This is a genomic window from Xanthomonas sp. NCPPB 2250 (assembly GCF_056725265.1).
This window is the reverse complement of the sequence record NZ_CM161520.1, coordinates 2,541,859-2,562,587: the sequence shown is the minus strand read 5'-3', so window position 1 is coordinate 2,562,587 and position 20,729 is coordinate 2,541,859. Positions and strand designations below refer to the sequence as shown.

Genomic DNA, 20,729 nt, shown 5'->3' with positions numbered 1-20,729 from the left:
AGGAAGCGATTGCAATGGATTCCTTGCGAGACGAGTTCCGCCTGAGCGCGCGGCACCCCGTGTTGCGCGATCACGTCGTTCACGGGCGGCACGTGCTTCCCGGGCTGGCCTACGTCGATCTGCTGCATCAGGTGCTTCGCGAGCATGGCTTCGACCATCGCCAGTGGACCTTGCGCCGCCTGTCCATCTACCACCCGCTATCCGTTTCCGCGGGCGAGGAAATGTCCGTCGAAATCACGGGACACCGCATCGACGACGCCACCTGGCACGTCGATGTCCACGGCACCCTGCCGGGAGCGACGCGGCGTCGTTACGGCAGCGTTCGGGTCGTACGCGGGGAACGAGTCCGGTTCGACGAGACGATCGACATGGAAGCGGTGGCGGCGGCGTGTGTCGAGCGCCTCGGGCTGGAGCGCATCCATGCGCAATGTGTCGCGCACGGGCTGGTCCATCGTGCTTTCATGAAACCCTCCGGCACGCGTTATCGCACCGCAGAAGCGATCTATGTCGATTGCGCCGTCGACGCGGCGAGCCGGCCCGAGGGGATGGAGTTGATGTTCCATCCAGCGTTGCTCGACACCTGCGCCATCGGCATTGGCGGCCTCGCCTTGGCGGCGGAGCACGACGGACCGTTACCGCTGCTGCTGCCGATCTCGTTCGATGCGTTCCGCGCCTCGCGCCCGCTGGACGGACGCTGCGTGGCCCGCATCCGGCACGATGCCCTGCGCATGCAGAGTGACATGAACTCGGTCACCCTCGATTTCTTCGATGCGGCGGGCACCAAGGTCGCCGAACTGATCGATCTAACCACCAAAGCGGTGGCTGCGCCGTCCTCACCGGAGGACGCGAGCGGCGAAGTCGCGTCGGCGCACGCGATGGAGGATCTCGTCCGCGGGATCATTGCCCGGCACCTGGGCGTGGCAACGGACAACGTGGATGTGGATCGCGGGTTCTACGACATGGGCCTGGATTCGGCGGGCCTGCTGGAACTTTCCCAGGTCATCGAGGACCGCCTTTCCGTGCCGATGGCTCCCACCTTGCTCTTCGAACACACGACGACGCATGCGCTGGCCCGGCACCTGCGCGACCGGGTCGGCCAGCCTCCGGTGACGATGGCTGCGGCGACGACGAACGACGACCGGACGCGGGACGTGTCCGCCCATGCCGTTGCCATCGTCGGCATGGCAGGGCGTTTTCCTCAGGCGCGTGATGTTCGCGAACTGTGGCGCAACCTCCTGGCCGGCCGCGACTGCGTTTCGGAGGTTCCGCCTTCGCGCTGGGACTGGCATCTGCTGGATCCGGTAACGTCGGCATCAGGCAAGGCCATGTCCCGTTGGGGCGGATTCATCGCCGATGCCGACAGCTTCGACGCGGAATTCTTCCACGTGGTGCCGCGTGACGCGGAAACCATGGATCCGCAGGAACGCCAGTTCGTCGAAGTGGCCTGGGAAGCCATCGAGGATGCCGGTCACACGCCGGCGACGCTCTCCGCAGCGCGGCCCAACGGTTCGGCCCGCACGGTGGGCGTGTTCGCCGGCGCCATGCACAAGGACTACGCGCTGCTGGGCGTCGAGCGCCTGCGCGACCGCCAGTTGCTTCCGTTGTCGCTGTCATCGGGAATGATCGCGAACCGGGTGTCGTACGTGTGCGATTTCCATGGGCCAAGCATCACCGTGGACACCCTGTGCTCGTCGTCGCTGACGGCCGTGCATCTTGCGGTGGAGAGCCTGCGTCGCGGCGAATGCGACGCGGCTCTCGCCGGTGGCGTGAACCTGTCGTTGCATCCGGCGAAATACCTTGGATACGGCATGGCCGACATGCATGCGAGCGATGGACGCTGCCGCAGTTTCGGGGAAGGCGGCGACGGCTACGTACCGGCCGAAGCGGTGGGCGCCGTGCTGCTCAAGCCGCTGCCCGACGCGGTGGCGGATGGCGACGCGATCTACGCGGTGATCCGTGGCAGCGCCGTCAACCACGGTGGATCCGTCAGTGGCTTCTCCGTGCCTAGCCCTGTCGCCCAGGCGGCCATGATCGAGGCATGCCTGGCCAGGGCGGGTGTCGACGCGCGCAGCGTCGGCTACGTCGAAGCCCACGGCACGGGCACGTCGCTCGGCGACCCCATCGAGATCGAGGGGCTTACCCGCGCGTTTCGCACCACGACGAACGAGGTGGGCTTCTGCGCGATCGGATCGCTGAAATCCAACATCGGACATGCCGAGGGAGCCGCTGGCATCGCCGGTCTCATCAAGGCGGCGCTGCAGTTGAAGCACCGTACGCGCGTGGCGTCGCTCCACGCGAACACACCCCATCCGCTCATCGACTGGGCGAATAGTCCCTTCGTCGTCCAGACGCGTACCGAAGCATGGTCGGCGCCGACCCTCGTGGACGATGCCTGCGCCACGCCGACGCCGCGCCGGGCCGCACTCAGCTCGTTCGGTGCCACCGGTTCGAACGCGCACGTCGTGCTCGAGGAATACGTCTGCAGCGCCGAAGAAGCGATTCGGCCCATGTCGTCGGAGTCAGCGCTCGTCATCCTGTCAGCCCGCGACGATGCACGCCTGCGCGCGCTGGCACGCCGGCTGTATACCTTCCTGGAACAGGTCGACGTGCCATTGCACGATCTCGCCTATACGCTGCAGGTGGGACGCGTGGCGTTCGATCATCGCCTGGCCTTCATCGTGCGTGACATGGCGGATTTGTCGCAGCGCCTGCATGCGTTCGCGCGTGACGGCGTGGTGCGTGCCGACGGAGCGTCGTTCGCGGGCGAGCGCACGAGCGACCGCGAAGCATGGAACGCGAACTCCCGCGACGAACGGCCGTCGGCGCGCGCGGCGACCTGGATGCGTGAGGGCGACCTCGGATCGATCGCGCACGCGTGGACGAACGGCGCGTCGATCGATTGGGTTCGGGCAAGAGGAGATTCCGCGGCACGGCGAGCGAACCTGCCGGGCTATCCGTTCGCGAGGATCCGTCACTGGTTTCCGGACACGTCGTCGACACCGACGGACGCCAGCACGTCGGCGCGCACGTTGCTGCTGACGCCGCGCTGGGTGTCGTTCGAGTCGGACACGTCGGCGGCGCAGGCCGAGGGCGAGCGCTGGGTGTTGCTGGCCGGCTGGCCAGTGGGCACGTCGGCGACGGCGCTGGCGGCGCGGTTGCCGACGGCGCGGATCGAGGTGCTGGAGACGGACGACGACGCGCTCGACGCGCGCGTGGCGCAGGCGGGCTGGCGGCTGCTGGAGCGGGTGCAGGCGTGGTTGCGCACGACGCCGGGCACGGGGCTGCACGTGCAGGTGGTGGTGCCGGCGGCGGCACCGGTGTTCCAGGCGTTGAGCGGCTTGTTGAAGACGGCGCGCCTGGAGCAGCCGCGCCTGCGCGGGCAAGTGCTGGGCGTGGCCTCGCTGGACGACGCTTCGCACGTGGCGGCGTGCCTGGCGATGGCGACGCGGGGCGAGGCGGCGGAGCTGCGCTTCGACGGCGAGGTGGCGCAGGCGCGGATCTACCAGCCGTTGGCCGGCGCGTTCGCCGGCGATGGTCCGTGGAAGGCCGACGGGGTGTACCTGATCACCGGCGGGGCCGGCGGCGTGGGACGGCTGTTCGCCCGGGAGATCGGTGCGCGGGCGGCGGGGGCGACGGTGGTGCTGAGCGGGCGCTCGGCGCCGTCGGCGGCGGTGGAGGCGACGCTGTCGTCGCTGCGCGCGGCGGGCCTGCAGGTGGCCTACGAGCGCGCCGACGTGACCGACGAGGCAAGCGTAGGGCAACTGGTGGCCAGGATCCGTGCGCGCCACGGCCGGCTGGACGGGGTGCTGCACGCGGCGGGCGTACTGGCCGACGGGTTCCTGCTGAAGAAGCGCCAGGCCGACTACGCGGCGGTCCTGGCGCCGAAGGTGCGCGGCACGGTGTTGCTGGACCGGGCCACGCGCGAGCTGCCGCTGGATTGCTTCGTGCTGTTCTCCTCGGCGACGGGGGCGTACGGCAACGTGGGGCAGGGCGATTACGCGCTGGCCAATGCGTTCATGGACGCGTACGCGCAGGAGCGGTCGGCGGCGGTGGCGCGGGGCGAGGCGCACGGGCACACGCTGTCGGTGGGCTGGCCGCTGTGGGAGGAGGGCGGGATGCGCGTGGACGCGTTGCGTGGCGAGGAACTGCGCGCGTCGGGGATCGAGGCCATGCCGACGGCGGCGGCGATGGCGGCGTTCGCGCAGGCGTACGCGAGCGGGCAGGCGCAGGTGCAGGTGCTGCACGGCAGCGCGCACCCGGCGGCCGCACCGGGGACGCCGGCCGCGGCTCCGATCACGCCGGCGATACCGTCGGCGGCGCTGGGTCCGCGTGTGCTCGCGCGAATGCAGGCGCTGTTGGCCACGGTGACCAAGCTGAGCCCGTCGCGGATCGACGTGAACGAGCCGCTGGAGAGTTACGGCATCGATTCGATCATGATCATGCAGTTGAATGCGCGCCTGGGGAACGTGTTCGGCGAAGTGTCCAAGACACTGTTCTACGAATACCCGACGCTGGCAGGGGTGGCCGCACACTTGGTCGAAAGCGCCCCGGCGGCGTGCGCACGCTGGACCGGCGACGCGACGTCGGTCGCTCCTGCCGTCGGGTCCGAACGTCCCAGCGCCGCGCCGTCGGTTGCGTCGGCGCCATCCGCGCCGCGTACCGCGCCCGCCGAACGGGCGATCGCCGTCGTCGGCCTGAGCGGACGCTACGCGGGGGCGGCGGACCTGGACGCGTTCTGGGACAACCTGGCCGCCGGCCGTGACAGCATCACCGAAATCCCCGCCGAGCGCTGGTCGCTGGAAGGGTTCCACGAACCGGACAGGGAGCGGGCGATCGCCACCGGCCGCAGCTACAGCAAATGGGGCGGCTTCCTCGACGGCTTCGCCGAGTTCGACGCGCGGTTCTTCAACATCTCCCCGCGCGAGGCGATGAACCTCGACCCGCAGGAGCGGATCTTCCTGCAGGCCTGCTGGGCGGCGATGGAACACGCCGGCTACACGCGCGAGCGCTTCGCCCGCGCCCACGGGCGCCGGGTCGGCGTGTTCGCCGGGATCACCAAGACCGGCTTCGACCTGTACGGTCCGGCGCTGTGGCAGCGCGGCGAGACGGTGGCGCCATGGACCTCGTTCGGCTCGCTGGCCAACCGGGTGTCCTACGCGCTGGACCTGCAGGGTCCGAGCATGCCGGTCGACACGATGTGCTCCTCGTCGCTGACCGCGATCCACGAGGCCTGCGAGCACCTGTTGCGCGATGACTGCGAGATGGCCTTCGCCGGTGGGGTGAACCTGTACCTGCATCCGGCCAACTACGCGATGATGTGCAGCAGCCGCATGCTCTCGGCGAGCGGCCGCTGCCACAGCTTCGGCGCCGACGGCGACGGGTTCGTCCCGGGCGAGGGCGTGGGCGTGGCGCTGCTCAAGCCGCTGGCGCGGGCCGAGGCCGACGGCGACGTGATCCATGGGGTGATCCGCGCCACGGCGATCAACCACGACGGCAAGACCAACGGCTACACGGTGCCCAACCCACTGGCCCAGCGCGACCTGATCGCCACGGCGCTGGCCCGGGCCGGGGTGCCGGCGCGGGCGGTGAGCTACGTGGAGGCGCACGGCACCGGCACGCAACTGGGCGACCCGATCGAGATCACCGGTCTGACCCAGGCCTTCGCCACGGACGACCGGCAGTTCTGCGCGATCGGTTCGGCCAAGTCGAACATCGGCCACTGCGAGAGCGCGGCGGGGATCGCCGGGCTGACCAAGGTGCTGTTGCAGATGCGCCACGGACAGTGGGTGGCGAGCCTGCATGCGGCGACGACGAACCCGAACATCGACTTCGCAGCCACGCCGTTCCGGGTGCAGCGCACGCTGGCCGAGTGGCCGCGTCCGCGGCTGACGGTGGACGGGCAGGAGCGGACGTTCCCGCGGCTGGCGGGAATCTCCTCGTTCGGCGCCGGGGGCGCGAACGCGCACGTGATCGTGGAGGAATACGTGGCGGCGGAGGTCGCCCCGGTGACGGTGACGCCGTCGCGGCCGGCGGTGGTGGTGCTGTCGGCACGCACCGACCAGGCGCTGCGCGAGCGGGCGGCGCAGTTGCTGGCGGCGGGCGAGCGCGAGGGGTGGACGGACGCGGACCTGGCCGATGTGGCCTACACCCTGCAGGTCGGCCGCGAGGCGATGGAGCACCGACTGGGCTTCACCGCCGCCTCGATGGCCGCGCTGCGCGCGACGCTGGAACGCTTCCTGGCCGGAGAGGCCGAATCCACGGCGGACGGCGAGGCGCTGCACCGCGGCGAGGTCAAGGCGCACAAGGACGCGCTGGCGATCTTCACCGCCGACGAGGAACTGGGCGAGGCGGTGGCCAAGTGGCTCGCGCGCGGCAAGTACGCCAAGGTCCTGGAGCTGTGGGCCAAGGGCCTGGCCGTCGACTGGCGCGAACTGCACAACGGTACCCCCCCGTGCATCCGCCCGTTGCCCACCTATCCCTTCGCGCGAGAGCGGCACTGGTTGCCGCTCGACGCGCTCGCCCCGCCCGTCGCGGAAGCGGTCGCGACACTGCATCCCCTGGTCCATCGCAATACGTCGACACTGAGGGAACAGCGATTCTCCTCGACGTTCACCGGTGAGGAATTCTTCCTCGCCGATCATCGCGTGCACGGCTCGCGCGTGCTCCCCGGCGTGGCGTGCTTCGAGATGGCGATCGAGGCCGCCGCCCTCGCCTGGGAGCGCGATTCACGGGAGAGTGGCGACGCGACCTTCATTCTGAAAGACGTCGTCTGGCTGCATCCGCTGCGCGTGGATGCGCAGACCACGGTGCATGTTCGCCTGGTGCCGACGGATGCCGAGGATCTCCGCTTCGAGATCTATACCCGGGCAGGCAATGCGACGGACGACGCGGACGAAACCGTGCATTCGCGTGGCACCATCGCCATCGCCTCGCCCAGGTCCTACGAGGTCGTCGACGTCGCCGCGCTTCGCCGCGGCTGCGATCGCGACATCGATGGGAAGGACTGCTATGCCGTCTTCAACGCCACCGGCGTTCGCTACGGCATGGGCCATCGCGGTATCTGCCGCCTCCATCTCGGCACCGATGCGCGGTCGTCCTACGTGCTGGCCGAGCTTCGCCTGCCGGACGCCATGCACGCGACGGACGACGGTTACCTGCTCCATCCCGGATTCCTCGACAGCGCGCTGCAAGCGTCGATCGGTTTTGCGATGATGCCTGACGCGAAACGGAGCGCCGACACGCCGGCCCAGGCGGCCATGCCGTTCGCGGTGGACGAGATCGAAGTCCTCGCCCCAACACCGCGCCAAGGCCATGCGCTGGTCCGCAGCCGCTCGATTGCGGGCTCCTCTTCGTCGCGACTCGACGTCGAGGTCTGCGACGAACGGGGCAGGCCATGCGTCATCGTGCGCGGACTGACCTGCCGTACCGTCGGATCGCCCTCCGCGGAGACGTCCGCGACATCCGCGGCGCCCGAGACGACGCTGCTCGCGCCGCGATGGGATGTGGTCGTGCAACCCTTCGGGGAATCGTGGCCAGCAGCGGACGCGCGCGTGCTGGTCATCGACGGCAGCGACGGTCAGGGAGTTGCCCTGACCGCCCGGTATGGACAACGCGTCATCGTGGATGCGAAGGACACCGATGCGTCGCTCACCCGGGCGCTCGCCTCGTCGGCGACGCCATACGACCATGTCGTGTGGATCGCCCCGACGATATCCGCGCCACCTGGCGACGATGCATTGATCCACGCGCAGGAAGACGGCGTCGTCGCCCTCTACCGCCTGGTCAAGGCACTGCTCGCCGAGGGATACGGCACGCGTCGCCTCGGCTGGACCGTACTGACGACACAGTCGCAGCGTGCGTGGGCAAGCGACGCGATCGATCCGGCGCATGCGAGCGTGCACGGCTTCATCGGCTCGGTCGCGAAGGAGTACCCACATTGGTCGCTGCGCCTCGTCGATCTCGGGGCTGACGGACACCTCGTGCCGGACGACGTGCTGCGCCTGCCCTCCATCGCGTCGGGCGACGCATGGCTGACCCGTGGCGGCGAATGGTTCCGGCAGCGGTGGCTACCGTTCGAACCCCATCCCGAACCTCGCCCGGTCTTTCGCCGGGGCGGCGTCCATGTCGTCGTCGGAGGTGCCGGCGGCCTCGGCCAGGTCTTCACCGAATATCTCATGCGGGAACATGCCGCATCGGTGGTATGGATCGGCCGGCGGGCGCAAGACGTGGAGATCGAATCGGCCATCGAGCACCTGCGCGCTCACGGCGAACCACCCCTCTACATCCAGGCGGATGCGACGCAATACGACGAGCTGAATCGCGCGCGTTCCGCCATCGTGCAGCGATACGGACGGATCGACGGAATCGTGCATTCCGCGATCGTACTGCTCGACAAGAGCGTCGCGAACATGGACGAAGATCGCTTCCGCGCAGCGCTTCGCGCGAAAGTGGATATCTCGGTGCGCATGGCCCAGGTCTTCGCCGTGGACGAGCCGGAAGTCGTGTTGTTCTTCTCGGCGTTGCAGAGTTTCGTCAAGGCGGCAGGGCAGAGCAACTACGCCGCGGGCTGCACTTTCAAGGATGCTTTCGCCCACGCGTTACAATCGTCGTGGCCGTCCTCGGTGAAGACGATGAACTGGGGCTTCTGGGGGTCTGTCGGCAGTGTCTCCTCGGAGGACTACGCGCAGCGCATGCGGCAGATGGGCATCGGCTCCATCGAACCGGAAGAGGGCATCCACGGCCTGTTGTCGCTGCTTGACGCGGACGTACCGCAACTGGCGATGGTCAAGACGTTGTCGAAGGAGACACTCGGCGCCTTGAGCGCGAACATTGGATTGCGCGCGCTACCTCGTTCGCCCCATGTGGACGACCGAATCGCCGACACGCCGATGGTCGCGGCAGGCGGGCCCGCGAGCGAAGATGAACGGGCGAACGCCTGGCACGCCACCTTCCACGATCTGCAACTTGCCTTGCTGAGCACGCAGCTCGCGCAAGTCGGCCTGCTCGATGCGGCATCGGAAGCGCTCCTGCACGACCGGATCGCATCGGCCGGCATACGCAACAACCACGTGCGCTGGGTAAGGCACAGCCTGCGTATACTCGACGAAACGCCCATCCAGACCGGAGGCGGCGATCCCTGGACGGCATGGCAATCGTTGAAGGATGTCTCGCGTGGCGACCACAGCCTCGTCGCGCAGATGGATCTCGTCGAACGCGCGTTGCGTGCCCTGCCGGATGTTCTCACGGGACGCCGCCTGGCAACCGACGTGTTGTTCCCCGATTCGTCGATGGGCTCGGTCGCTAGCGTCTACGCGCGCAACGCCGTGGCGGATCACTTCAACTCGGTGCTGTGCGACGCACTGGAAGCGCAGCTTCGCGATCGCCTGGACCGCGATCCGGGCCGCCGTTTCCGCATCCTGGAGATCGGCGCCGGCACAGGCGGCACCAGTGCCATGATATTCGAACGGCTGAAGCCCTTCGAGGCCGCCATCGAGGAGTACACGTATACCGACGTATCCAGGTCGTTCCTGCTGCACGCCGAAGATCATTTCGCGCACGTGCCTTACCTGCGCGGCCGCCTGTTCAACGTCGAGCAGGCGCCGGAAGCACAATCGATGGCCACGGGCGGCTATGACGCGGTGATCGCCACGAACGTACTTCACGCTACGCGCAACATCCGAGGCACGCTGCGCAACGCAAAGGCGACCCTGAAGCGGGGCGGCCTACTGCTCATCAACGAAATCACCGGATTCAGTCTATTCACCCACCTAACGTTCGGACTGCTCGACGGTTGGTGGCTGTTCGAAGACGATGCACTGCGCATCCCCGGCACACCGGGGCTCGCGCCGTCGGCGTGGCGGAACGTACTGCGAGCGGAAGGATTCCCGATCGTCCACCTGCCCGCGGAGGCGTCGCATGCGCTCGGTCAACAAGTGATCGTCGCCCTGAGCGACGGCGTGATCTTCCGGACGCTCGGTGCTCCGGTCACCACCATGCCCGCCGAGCGTCGACCGGCACGGACGCAGTCCGTGGCGGAAACCGCGACCGTCAGCGCCCTCGTGCGCACCGCCGATACGGCGCGCGACGACGATGCGCGCAAGGACGCCTGGGTGCGCCGGACGATCGTCGAGACGATCGCCACCGCGCTGAGGGTATCGCCCGACCTGGTCGATCCCGACGAGCCGTTTGCCGATTACGGGCTGGACTCGATACTCGGCGTGCATGCCGTACACGTGCTGTCGGATACGCTCGGCATCGCGTTGAACACGACTTCGCTGTTCGATTTCAGCACGGTGAACCGGCTCACCGGTTTCATTCTGGCCGAGCATGAGGTGCGCTGGCAGCCGGATGCGACGAACGATGGAGATGCCGCCGCCACGGTCGTCGTCGGTGAGCCATCGACGCCGACGTCCACGCGGTTCGCCGCGCCGGAGCCCATCGTGGAAGAACACGCGGCGGCCATCGCCCCCGGCGTGCCCGAACCGATCGCCATCGTCGGCCTGAGCGCGCGCTATCCGCACGCCGAGGATACAGACGCGTTGTGGAAGCACCTCGCTCAGGGCAACGACCTGCTCGATCCGATCGAGGGCAGTCCGTACGGCCGTCGTGGCGTGGTGTCGGGCATAGAACAGTTCGACGCGATGTTCTTCAACATCTCGGGCACAGAAGCCACTTACATGGATCCGCAACAGCGGCTTTTCCTGGAAGAAGCATGGAATGCGCTGGAAGACGCCGGCTACGCTGGCGTCGACATCCAGCAGAAGCTCTGCGGCGTCTACCTGGGCTGCACGGGCGGCGACTACGGTGCGCTGCTCTCCGGCAACGTTCCGCCGCAGGCGTTCTGGGGAAATTCCGGTTCGGTGACGCCGTCGCGCATCGCCTATTTCCTCGATCTGCAGGGACCCGCACTCGCCATCGACACCGCATGCTCCAGTTCGCTGGTCGCCATCCATGTCGCCAGCCAAGGGCTGCGTGCCCGCGAGGTCGACATTGCGCTCGCCGGTGGCGTGTTCATCCAGTCCAGTCCCACGTTCCAGATATCCGCCATGCGGGCCGGCATGCTCTCGGCCAGCGGCCGCTGCCATACCTTCGACGATCGCGCCGACGGTTTCGTCTCCAGCGAAGGCGTGGGGGTGGTGGTGTTGCGTCGGCTCGCCGATGCCCTGGCGAGCAACGACCATATCCACGGGGTGATCCGCGGTTCGGGCATCAACCAGGACGGAACGACCAATGGCATCACGGCACCGAGCGCGCGCTCGCAGGAACGCCTGCATCGCCACGTGTACGACACCTTCGGCATCGATCCGGCGGACATCCAGATGGTGGAAGCGCACGGCACCGGCACCAAGCTCGGCGACCCGGTCGAGTTCCAGGCGCTGACCAAAGCGTTCCGCAAGTACACGCAGGACCGCCAGTACTGCGCCATCGGTTCGATCAAGACCAACCTGGGACATGCGGCGAATGCCGCGGGCGTGGCCGGCGTGATCAAGGTGCTGCTGGCACTCAGGCACGATGCCATGCCCGCCTCGCTGCATTTCGAGAAGGGCAACGGCCATATCGATTTCGCATCGAGTCCCTTCTTCGTCAACACCACCTTGCGCCCGTGGCCGCCTAAGCCGGATCGAAAGCGCCTCGCGGCGATCAGTTCGTTCGGCTTCAGCGGCACCAACGCGCACCTGGTGATCGAGGAAGCGCCGGAGCGGCGGGGCTCGGCGGTGACGCGGCCGGCGCAGCTGGTGGTGCTGTCCGCGCGCAGTGCGGCGCAGTTGCGCGCGCAGGCGCAGCGGCTCCTGGAGCGGCTGGCGACGTGGCGGGCGGAGGGGCGGGGGTATGCGCTGGGCGACGTGAGCCATACGCTGCTGACCGGCCGGCGGCACTTCGCCCATCGGCTGGGCTGCGTGAGCGAGGATCTCGACGCGCTGGCCCGGCAACTGACCGGCTGGCTGGCCGGGGAGGCCACGTCGGTGCGCTCGGGCGAGATCCGCGAGCGGGGCGTGACCGAGCGCGGGCCGCACAGCGCCGAAGGTGAGACCTGCCTGGCTGCATGCGCGGCCGTGCCGGTGGCGGAGGCGGCGGCGTACCGGCAGGGGCTGGACAGGCTGGCCGAGCTGTTCGTGCAAGGTGAGCCGCTGGACTACGGGCGGCTGTTCGCCGGTGGCGGGTACGCGCGGGTGCCGCTGCCGACCTATCCGTTCGCGCGGTCGCGCTACTGGGTGCCCTCGGCACCGGCACCGGCGCCGGCGCCGCCCACGGAGGCCACAGGGGGCGACGACAGGGACGAGACGATGCACGAGGCGGCGCCGGCGTTCCCGCTGAGCGGCGCGCTGACCCTGGTGCCGGGCTGGGCGCCGATCGCGGCGACGGCGGTGCCGACGGCGGGCCGGCGGCACGACGGCACGGGCTGGGCGATCCTCGACGACGACCCGGCGCGGCAGGCGCGCTGGCGGGCGTGTTATCCGGCGGCCGAGGTGCTGACGGCGGCCGAGGTGCCGGCACGGCGGGCGGCGCTGGCCGGGATCGCGCAGTGGTTTTGGATGCTGCCGTCGGTGCGGGAGCCGGCGACCGGGGCGGCGATCGTGGCCGGCCAGGCGGCGGGGGTGATGACTGGCCTGGCGCTGTTACAGGCCTTCGCGGCGGCGTCCTGGCCGCTGGCGCTGACGGTGCTGACCCGGCGCAGCCAGCCGGTGGTGGCCGGCGAGGCGATCGATCCCACGCACGCGAGCGTGTGGGGTCTGGTGGGCAGCGCGGCGAAGGAGCATCCGGCATGGCGGTTGCGCCTGTTCGACCTGGAGGACGAAGCGGACGAAGCGGACGCGGCTCCGACATCGCTGGAGGCCTGCCTGGCCTGGCCGGCGGATGCCGACGGCAACGGCCGGGCGCAGCGGGACGGGCGCTGGTACCGGCCGGTCTGCGTGCCGTGCGCGTTGCCCGCGGCGGCCACGCCGGCGTTCCGTACCGGCGGGGTGTACGTGATCGTCGGTGGCGCGGGCGAGTTGGGCCAGGTGCTCAGCGAGCACCTGGTCCGCCACTACGGCGCGCAGGTGGTCTGGCTGGGCCGGCGGGCCGAGGACGCGACGATCCAGGCGCGCCGTGAGCGCCTGGCGAGGTGGGGCGAGGCGCCGGCCTATCGGTCGGTGGACGCGCGCGACGCGGCGGCGATGGGCCGGGCGCGCGAGGCGATCCTGGCCCGGCACGGGGTGATCCACGGGGTGATTCACGCGACGCTGGCGATGGGCGGCAGCGACCTGGCGCACATGGGGGTGGAGCGCTTCGAGGCCGGGCTGTCAGCGAAGGTGGCCGCGACGGTGGGCGTGGTCGAGGCGTTCGCCGGGCACGTGACGGACGTGATGGTGTTCTTCTCCTCGATCCAGGCGCTGGAGAAGACGCGCCGGCAGAGCAACTACGCGGCCGGCAGCACGTTCCTGGACGCCTACGTGGCGTCGCGGGTGGCGACGCTGGGCTGCGCGGCGAGGGTGATCGACTGGGGCTACTGGGCGAGCACGGCCACGGCCGGGGCGCTGGACAGCTTCCGCCACTGGCTGGCCGAGGCGGGGATGGACACGATCGCGCCGGCCGAGGGCCTGGCGGTGCTGGAGCGAGTGCTGGCCAGCCCGCTGGAACGGGTGGCGTACCTGCGCACGACACGCGTCGGGGCGTTGCAGGGGGTGTGGCTGGGCGCGGGACAGGTCACGGTGGATGCCTCGGCGCCGCCGCTGGCCTCGGTACTGGCGGACTTCGTGCCGCCGGCGTATGCCGGCCCGGTGCCGACGGCGGCCACGCAGGCGCGGGCGCAGGCCCTGCACGACCTGCTGCTGGAGGTGCTGGTGCAGCGCCTGCGCGAGGTGGGCCCGGCGGCGCCGTGCGCGTCGCTGGCGGCGTGGGCGGCGGGCGCGGCGATCGCCCCGGCGTATGCGCGCTGGTGGGCGCAGACCGAGCGGCTGCTGCGCGCACGCTGGGGCGACGAGGCGGCGGTGCTGGCGGTGTTGCAGGGCGAGGGCGATGCCACGGTGGGGCCGCGCTGGGCGGCATGGGTGGCCGCCGGCGGGGAGGACGCGGCGTCCCTGGCGCTGGTCGACGCCACGCAGGCGGCGTTGCCGGCGATCCTGCGCGGCGAGCAGGCGGCGACGGCGGTGGTGTTCCCGCAGGCGACGCTGCAGCGGGTGGAGGGGATGTACCGGGGCAACCCGTTGACCGACCACTGCAACGCGGTGGTGGCGCAGGCGCTGGTCCATTACCTGCGCGCGCGCCTGGCGCAGGACCCGGCCACGCGGCTGCGCGTGCTGGAGGTGGGTGCGGGCACCGGCGGGACCAGCGCGGTGGTCTTCGACGCGCTGGGCGCGTACGCCGCGCACGTGGCGGAGTACGCCTACACCGACCTGTCCAAGGCGTTCCTGCATCACGCCCAGGCGCAATACGCGCCGCACGTGCCGTACCTGCGCGGCCAGGTGTTCGACCTGGAGAAGGCGCCCGGGGTCCAGGGCGTGGACGAGCACGGCTACGACGTGGTGATCGCAACCAACGTGATCCACGCCACGCGGGATATCCGCCAGGCGCTGGGCCACGTCAAGGCGGTGCTGAAGGGGCAGGGGATCCTGCTGCTCAACGAACTCAGCGGCAATAGCGTGCTGGGCCACCTGACCTTCGGCCTGCTGGAAGGCTGGTGGCGGTTCGAGGACGCGGCGCTGCGCGAGCCGGGCTCGCCGCTACTGGCCCCGGCGCGCTGGGCGCGGGCGCTGCACGCGGAAGGCTACGCGCCGGTGCGCTTCCTCACCCCCGAGCTGCACGCTGGCACGCAGGTGATCGCCGCGGTCAGCGACGGCGTGGTCCGGCGTGCCGACGCGGCGGCATCGAGCGAGCCGATGGCGATACCGGTCGCGGCGCCCGCCACGAACCTCGCCCCGGACCCGGCGCCGGTCACCACGACGGCGCCGACAAACACCGCGCGCCTGCAGGCGCACGTGCGCCAGGTGGTGCTGGAGACGCTGTCCGAGGCGCTGATGGTGGAGATGGCAGCGATCCATCCGGACGAATCGTTCGCCGAGTATGGCCTGGACTCGCTGCTGGGCGTACGCACGGTGGAGGCGATCAACGCCACCCTGGGCACCACCCTGACCAGCACCAGCGTGTTCGACTTCAGCACGGTCAACAAGCTCACCGCCCACCTGGTCCAGCGCTACCGCGATACCCTGGCCGCCGCGCTCGACGGCGCCCCGGCGGCCAGCGGCGCGGCGGCACCGGCCACGACAACGGCACCAATATCGGCACCGGCACCGGCAGCGGCAACGCCGCGCGCGCCGACCGCGCTGCCCGCCACGCTCGCCCCGATCGCGATCGTCGGCCTGAGCGGGCGCTACCCGCGCTCGCCCGACGTGGCGACCCTGTGGACCCACCTGGCCGCCGGCGAGGACCTCACCGAGCCGGTCACCCGCTGGGACATGCCGGCGATCCTGGGCGACACCCCGTACTGCCCGCGCGGCGGCTTCCTCGACGGCATCGCCCACTTCGATGCGCTGTTCTTCAACATCTCCGGCCTGGAAGCCACCCACATGGACCCGCAGCAGCGGCTGTTCCTGGAGGAGGCCTGGAAGGCGCTGGAGGAGGCCGGCCACGTCGGCGCCTCGATCGCCGGCCAGCGCTGCGGCGTCTACGCCGGCTACAACGGCGGCGACTACCACCTCCTGCCGGCCGGCCCGCTGCCCGCCCAGGCGATGTGGGGCAAGGCCACCTCGCTGGTCTCCGCGCGCATCGCCTACCACCTGGACCTGCAGGGCCCGGCGATCACCGTCGACACCGCCTGTTCCAGCTCGCTGGTGGCCATGCACCTGGCCTGCCAGGCGCTGCGCGCCGGCGAGGTCGACCTGGCCCTGGCCGGCGGCGTCTTCGTCCAGTCCACCCCCGGCCTGTACCTGGGCGGCGAACGCGCCGGCATGCTCTCGGCCAGCGGCCGCTGCTACACCTTCGACGACCGCGCCGACGGCTTCGTGCCCGGCGAGGGCGTGGGCGTGGTGGTGCTCAAGCGCCTGGACGACGCCCTCGCCGACGGCGACCACCTGCATGGGGTGATCCGCGGCAGCGGCATCAACCAGGACGGCGCGACCAACGGCATCACCGCGCCCAGCGCGGTCTCCCAGGAGCGCCTGGAGCGCGAGGTCTACGACCGCTTCGGCATCGACGCCGACGGCATCCAACTGGTCGAGGCGCACGGCACCGGCACCAAGCTCGGCGACCCGATCGAGTTCCACGCCCTGACCCGCGCCTTCCGCCAGGACAGCGCCCGCCAGGGCTACTGCGCGATCGGCTCGATCAAGACCAACCTCGGCCACACCACCGCCGCCTCCGGCGTGGCCGGCGTGCTCAAGGTGCTGCTGTGCCTGCGCCACGCACAGATCGCCCCGTCGCTGCACTACGGCCAGGCCAACCGCCACATCGACTTCACCGACAGCCCCTTCTACCTGCCCACCGCCCTGGCTCCGTGGACGGTCGCCCCCGGGCAGACCCGCCGCGCGGCAGTCAGCTCGTTCGGGCTCAGCGGCACCAACGCGCACATGGTGATCGAGGAAGCCCCCGCGCATGCCCGCACCACCGCTCCGCGCCCCGGCTACCTGTGGGCGCTCTCCGCACGCAGCGAGGCGCAACTCCGCCAGCAGGTCGAACGCCTGCTCGCCCACCTCGATGCCGAACCCGCCATCGACTGCGGCAACGTCAGTTACACCTTGCTGATGGGGCGAAAGCACTTCGAACACCGACTGGCCTGCGTGGGCGGAAGCCTGGAAGAACTCGTCCAGCGACTGGGCAAATGGCTCGCTCGCGGCAAAGCGCCCCAGGTTCACGTCTCGCGCGGCGCGGAACTGCAGGGCGGAGGCGAGGCGGCACTGCGCCGATACGGCGAACAATGCATGGCGGAGTGTCTGCCGACCCTGGCCACCGACGACTACCTGGAACGCCTGGCCGCGATCGCCGAACTGCACGCCCAGGGCTACGACCTGAACTTCGCCCCGCTGTTCGTCTCCCAGCCTTATGCACGCCTGTCGTTGCCGACCTACCCGTTCGCGCCGACGCCGTACTGGGTGGAAGCGCCGGAAACGACGGCGTCAGTCGGTGCACGATACGTCCGCGAGCACCTGCATCCCTTGCTTCACGTCAACCGATCGGACTTCTGGCAGCAGCGTTACGTCTCCACCTTTGCCGGTGACGAGCACGAGTTCACGGACCACCGCGTACAGGGCAAACGCCTGCTTCCGGGCGTCGCCTATCTTGAAATGGTGCATGCGGCGACCAGCCGGTCGATGGGTCTGCAAGGCATCGGCGAAGGGCGTCACGGCCCCTCGCGGCACGAAGATGCCGTGCCCATGGTGCTGCGCCACGTGGTCTGGCTGCGCCCGATCGTTGTCGATGGCGCGCCGGTTGCCGTGAGCACCACGCTGGTCGAGAACGACGCCGGCGAAATCGAGTTCGAGATCGCTTCCGACGGTCCGGACGACGGCAGGCCATGGGTGCACGCGCAGGGCAGGGCGGTGCTCGCGGCCCACCTGGACGACGCGCTTCCGGAAAACGGTGGGCGCCTCGACCTCGAACGCCTAAGAGCGGGTTGCGAACGCCGTGTCGCCGTCGAGGATTGCTACGCGATCTACGCCAGCGTCGGCATCGAGTACGGGCCAGCCCATCGTGGATTGACGCGTATCGACATCGGCACGGACGACGAAGGACCCTACGTCGTCGCGGAGGTCGCCTTGCCGGCATGCACCCTGTACGCCCAGTCGCGCTACGCGCTGCATCCGTCGATCATGGACGCCGCCGCGCAGGCTGCCCTGGCCCTGGAACTGGCCGACGCGAACGCTTCGGCGCAGGAACCCCGTGGTCCCGTCGTACCGTTCGCGGTAGAGAAGGCCGTCATCACGCAACGCACTCCAGAACACGCTGTCGTGGTCATCCGCGCCGATACCTCCGACGTCGCGAAGCCAGGGATGCGCAACCTACGCATCGACATCTGCGATACCGCCGGTCGCGTATGCGTGCGACTGGATGGGCTGCGCTCCCGCGAGCTCACGCCACCATCGCATGATGCGGACGATACGAACAGAACCGAACGCGACGCACCCGGCACGCTGCTCACACCGTCGTGGGAAGTCGACGCTTCGCCAGGACTCGACGGCGACCGCCACGAGGCGTTGCTCCTGCTCGGCGAACCTGCGACGCACGGCCTCAGGGACGCCCTGAAGCAACGCCATCCGCACGCTCGGCTCATCGACGTCGAACCCGGCGCGACGGTCGAGGACATCGCCACCGCCCTCGATGGACAAACGCCCGGTCACGTGGTCTGGGTGGCGACGCCGACCGCGTTCGCTGCGCATCCCGACGAGCCGTCGGCATGCGCTGTGGCCTGTTTCCGGACGATAAAGGCGCTGCTCCACCGAGGCCTCGGAGAGGATGCGCTGGAGTTCACCCTCGTCACGACGGGCGCCTGCGCCGTCGACGCCGATGCGCCGGTCGACGCCGCCCAGGCGGCCACGCACGGATTGGTGGGGTCGTTGGCCAAGGAATACGCGCATTGGAGCGTACGCATCGTCGACATCGCGGCGGACGATCCCCGGCCGTTCGACGACATGCTCGACCGCCCCGTCGACGGCCACGGATGCACGTCGGCCCATCGCGACGGCGAATGGCTGACGCAGGAGCTGATTGCCTGTGAGGTGGAGGCTCGGGGCAACGTCTATCGCGAGGGTGGTGTCTACGTCATCGTCGGCGGGGCAGGGGGAATCGGCGAAGCGCTAAGCGAGCACTTGATACGCCGATATCGCGCGCACGTCGTGTGGCTTGGCCGCCGTGCTCACGATGCCGGGATCGCCGCCAGGATCGATCGCCTCATGGCACTGGGTGGTCCCGCTCCGATCTATATCCAGGCCGACGCCACGCGACGGAGCGACCTCGAACGCGCATATCGCGAAATCCGCGAACGCCACGAAGAAATCCACGGCATCGTCCATTCGGCGATAGTGCTGCTCGACAAGGGACTGGCCAACATGGACGAGGAACGTTTCCTCGCGGGCCTCGGCGCGAAGGTGGATGCCAGCGTGCGCCTCGCCGAGGTGTTCGCCCACGAACCTCTCGACTTCGCGGTGTTCTTTTCCTCGTTCCAAAGCTTCGCCCGCGCGGGCGGCCAGGGCAATTACGCCTCCGGTTGCACGTTCCAGGATGCCCTTGCGCATGAGTTGTCCCGTACCTGGCCCTGCCGCGTCAGGGTAATGAACTGGGGCTATTGGGGCAGCGTAGGCATCGTGGCGTCAGAGGCCATCCAGCGACGGATGGCCGATCTTGGCGTGGCATCCATTGAGCCAGAGGAAGGACTCGCCGCGCTCGATCGCCTGCTCGGCGGACCGTTCACCCAGCTGGCCTTTGTAAAGACGCGCCGTGATGCCGTCGCTACCGGCGAGCCACCGCCGCAACTGGTGGCCTTGCCCGACGACACGCCATCCATCGATATGGGGATGCTGTTCTCATGAGCGAGGATGTCGTGATCACCGGCGTCGGCGTGGGCAGCGCCATCGGCCACGGAAAGGACGCATTCCTCGACGCGTTGCTCGAAGGACGCAGCGCTTTCGGCATCATGCGGCGGCCTGGCCGGCAGCATGGTCAGGAGACGTCGTTCATCGGTGCCGAGATGGGCATGCCGCCGCTGCCGGATGCGCTTGAAAAATCACTGCCACGCGGCCTCTCGCTGAGTGGGCGGCTCGCGTTGGCGACGCTGCACGAGGCATGGGAGGAGGCCTCGCTGGATGCGATCGACCCGCGGCGTATCGGTCTCATCGTGGGAGGATCCAATTTCCAGCAACGCGAGATCGCGCTGTTGCACGAAAAGTATCGCAATCGCGAGGCGTTCTTGCGTCCCACCTACGGCATGACGTTCATGGATACCGACGTCGTTGCCTCATGCACGTCGCTCTTCGGCATTCGCGGCCCGTCGTACAACGTCGCTGGCGCGTCGGCCAGCGGGCAGCTGGCGATCCTTCGCGCGGCGCAGGCGGTCCGTTCGGGCGAGGTGGACGCATGCATCGCGCTCGGCCCCCTGATGGACCTGTCTTACTGGGAATGCCTCGGTTTGCGCTCGCTGGGCGCGATGGGTTCGGAGCGCCATGCCGACGCACCGTCAGCGGCCTGCCGTCCGTTCGACACGTACCGTGATGGATTCATCTTCGGTGAATGCGGTGCGGCTATCGTCGTCGAGCGTGCCACGCCTGCGCGCCGGGCCGGCGTGCGTCCCTATGCGACGGTGTGCGGTTGGGGACTCGTCATCGACGGCAACCGGAATCCCGATCCATCCGTCGACGGCGAAGTCGCCGCGATCCGCGCCGCTCTGGAGGCCGCTGGCTGCCAGGCGAGCGACATCGACTACGTGAATCCACACGGTACCGGCTCGCCCCTCGGCGACGAGACCGAGCTGAAAGCCTTGCGTGCCTGCGGACTGGCTTCCGCAGCCATCAATGCGACGAAGTCCGTGACCGGTCATGGACTCTGCGCGGCGGGGGCGGTCGAGGTCGCGGCCACCGTCCTGCAGATGCGGGCAGGGCGTCTGCACCCGAGCCTCAATCTCGAAGAGCCCGTCGACAACGGTTTCGACTGGGTACGCGGCACGAGCGTGGCCCGCGACGTCGGTCACGCCATCACCCTGAGCATGGGATTCGGCGGCGTCAACACCGCGCTCTGCCTGCGCCACGCCGACGAGGCGTGACGCG

Annotated in this window: 2 protein-coding genes; both read left to right on the top strand. The window is 69.5% G+C overall.

All coding sequences use genetic code 11. The annotated features are described in order from the left end of the window. The first annotated feature begins 14 nt into the window (after positions 1–14). On the top strand, positions 15–19,499 hold the full coding sequence (locus AC1PMG_RS10515; RefSeq protein ID WP_481111580.1) for an SDR family NAD(P)-dependent oxidoreductase: 19,485 nt from the start codon (positions 15–17) through the stop codon (positions 19,497–19,499). After that, entirely contained in the window at positions 19,496–20,725 is a 1,230-nt protein-coding gene (locus tag AC1PMG_RS10510; protein ID WP_481111579.1) for a beta-ketoacyl synthase N-terminal-like domain-containing protein, read from the top strand. The genes AC1PMG_RS10515 and AC1PMG_RS10510 overlap by 4 nt, the downstream gene beginning before the upstream one ends. The last annotated feature ends 4 nt before the right edge of the window (positions 20,726–20,729 follow it).

Bases quoted from the DNA above. Each gene is read 5' to 3' on its own strand.
- AC1PMG_RS10510 (WP_481111579.1), top strand. From the start codon at position 19,496: ATGAGCGAGGATGTCGTGATCACCGGCGTCGGCGTGGGCAGCGCCATC.
- AC1PMG_RS10515 (WP_481111580.1), top strand. From the start codon at position 15: ATGGATTCCTTGCGAGACGAGTTCCGCCTGAGCGCGCGGCACCCCGTG.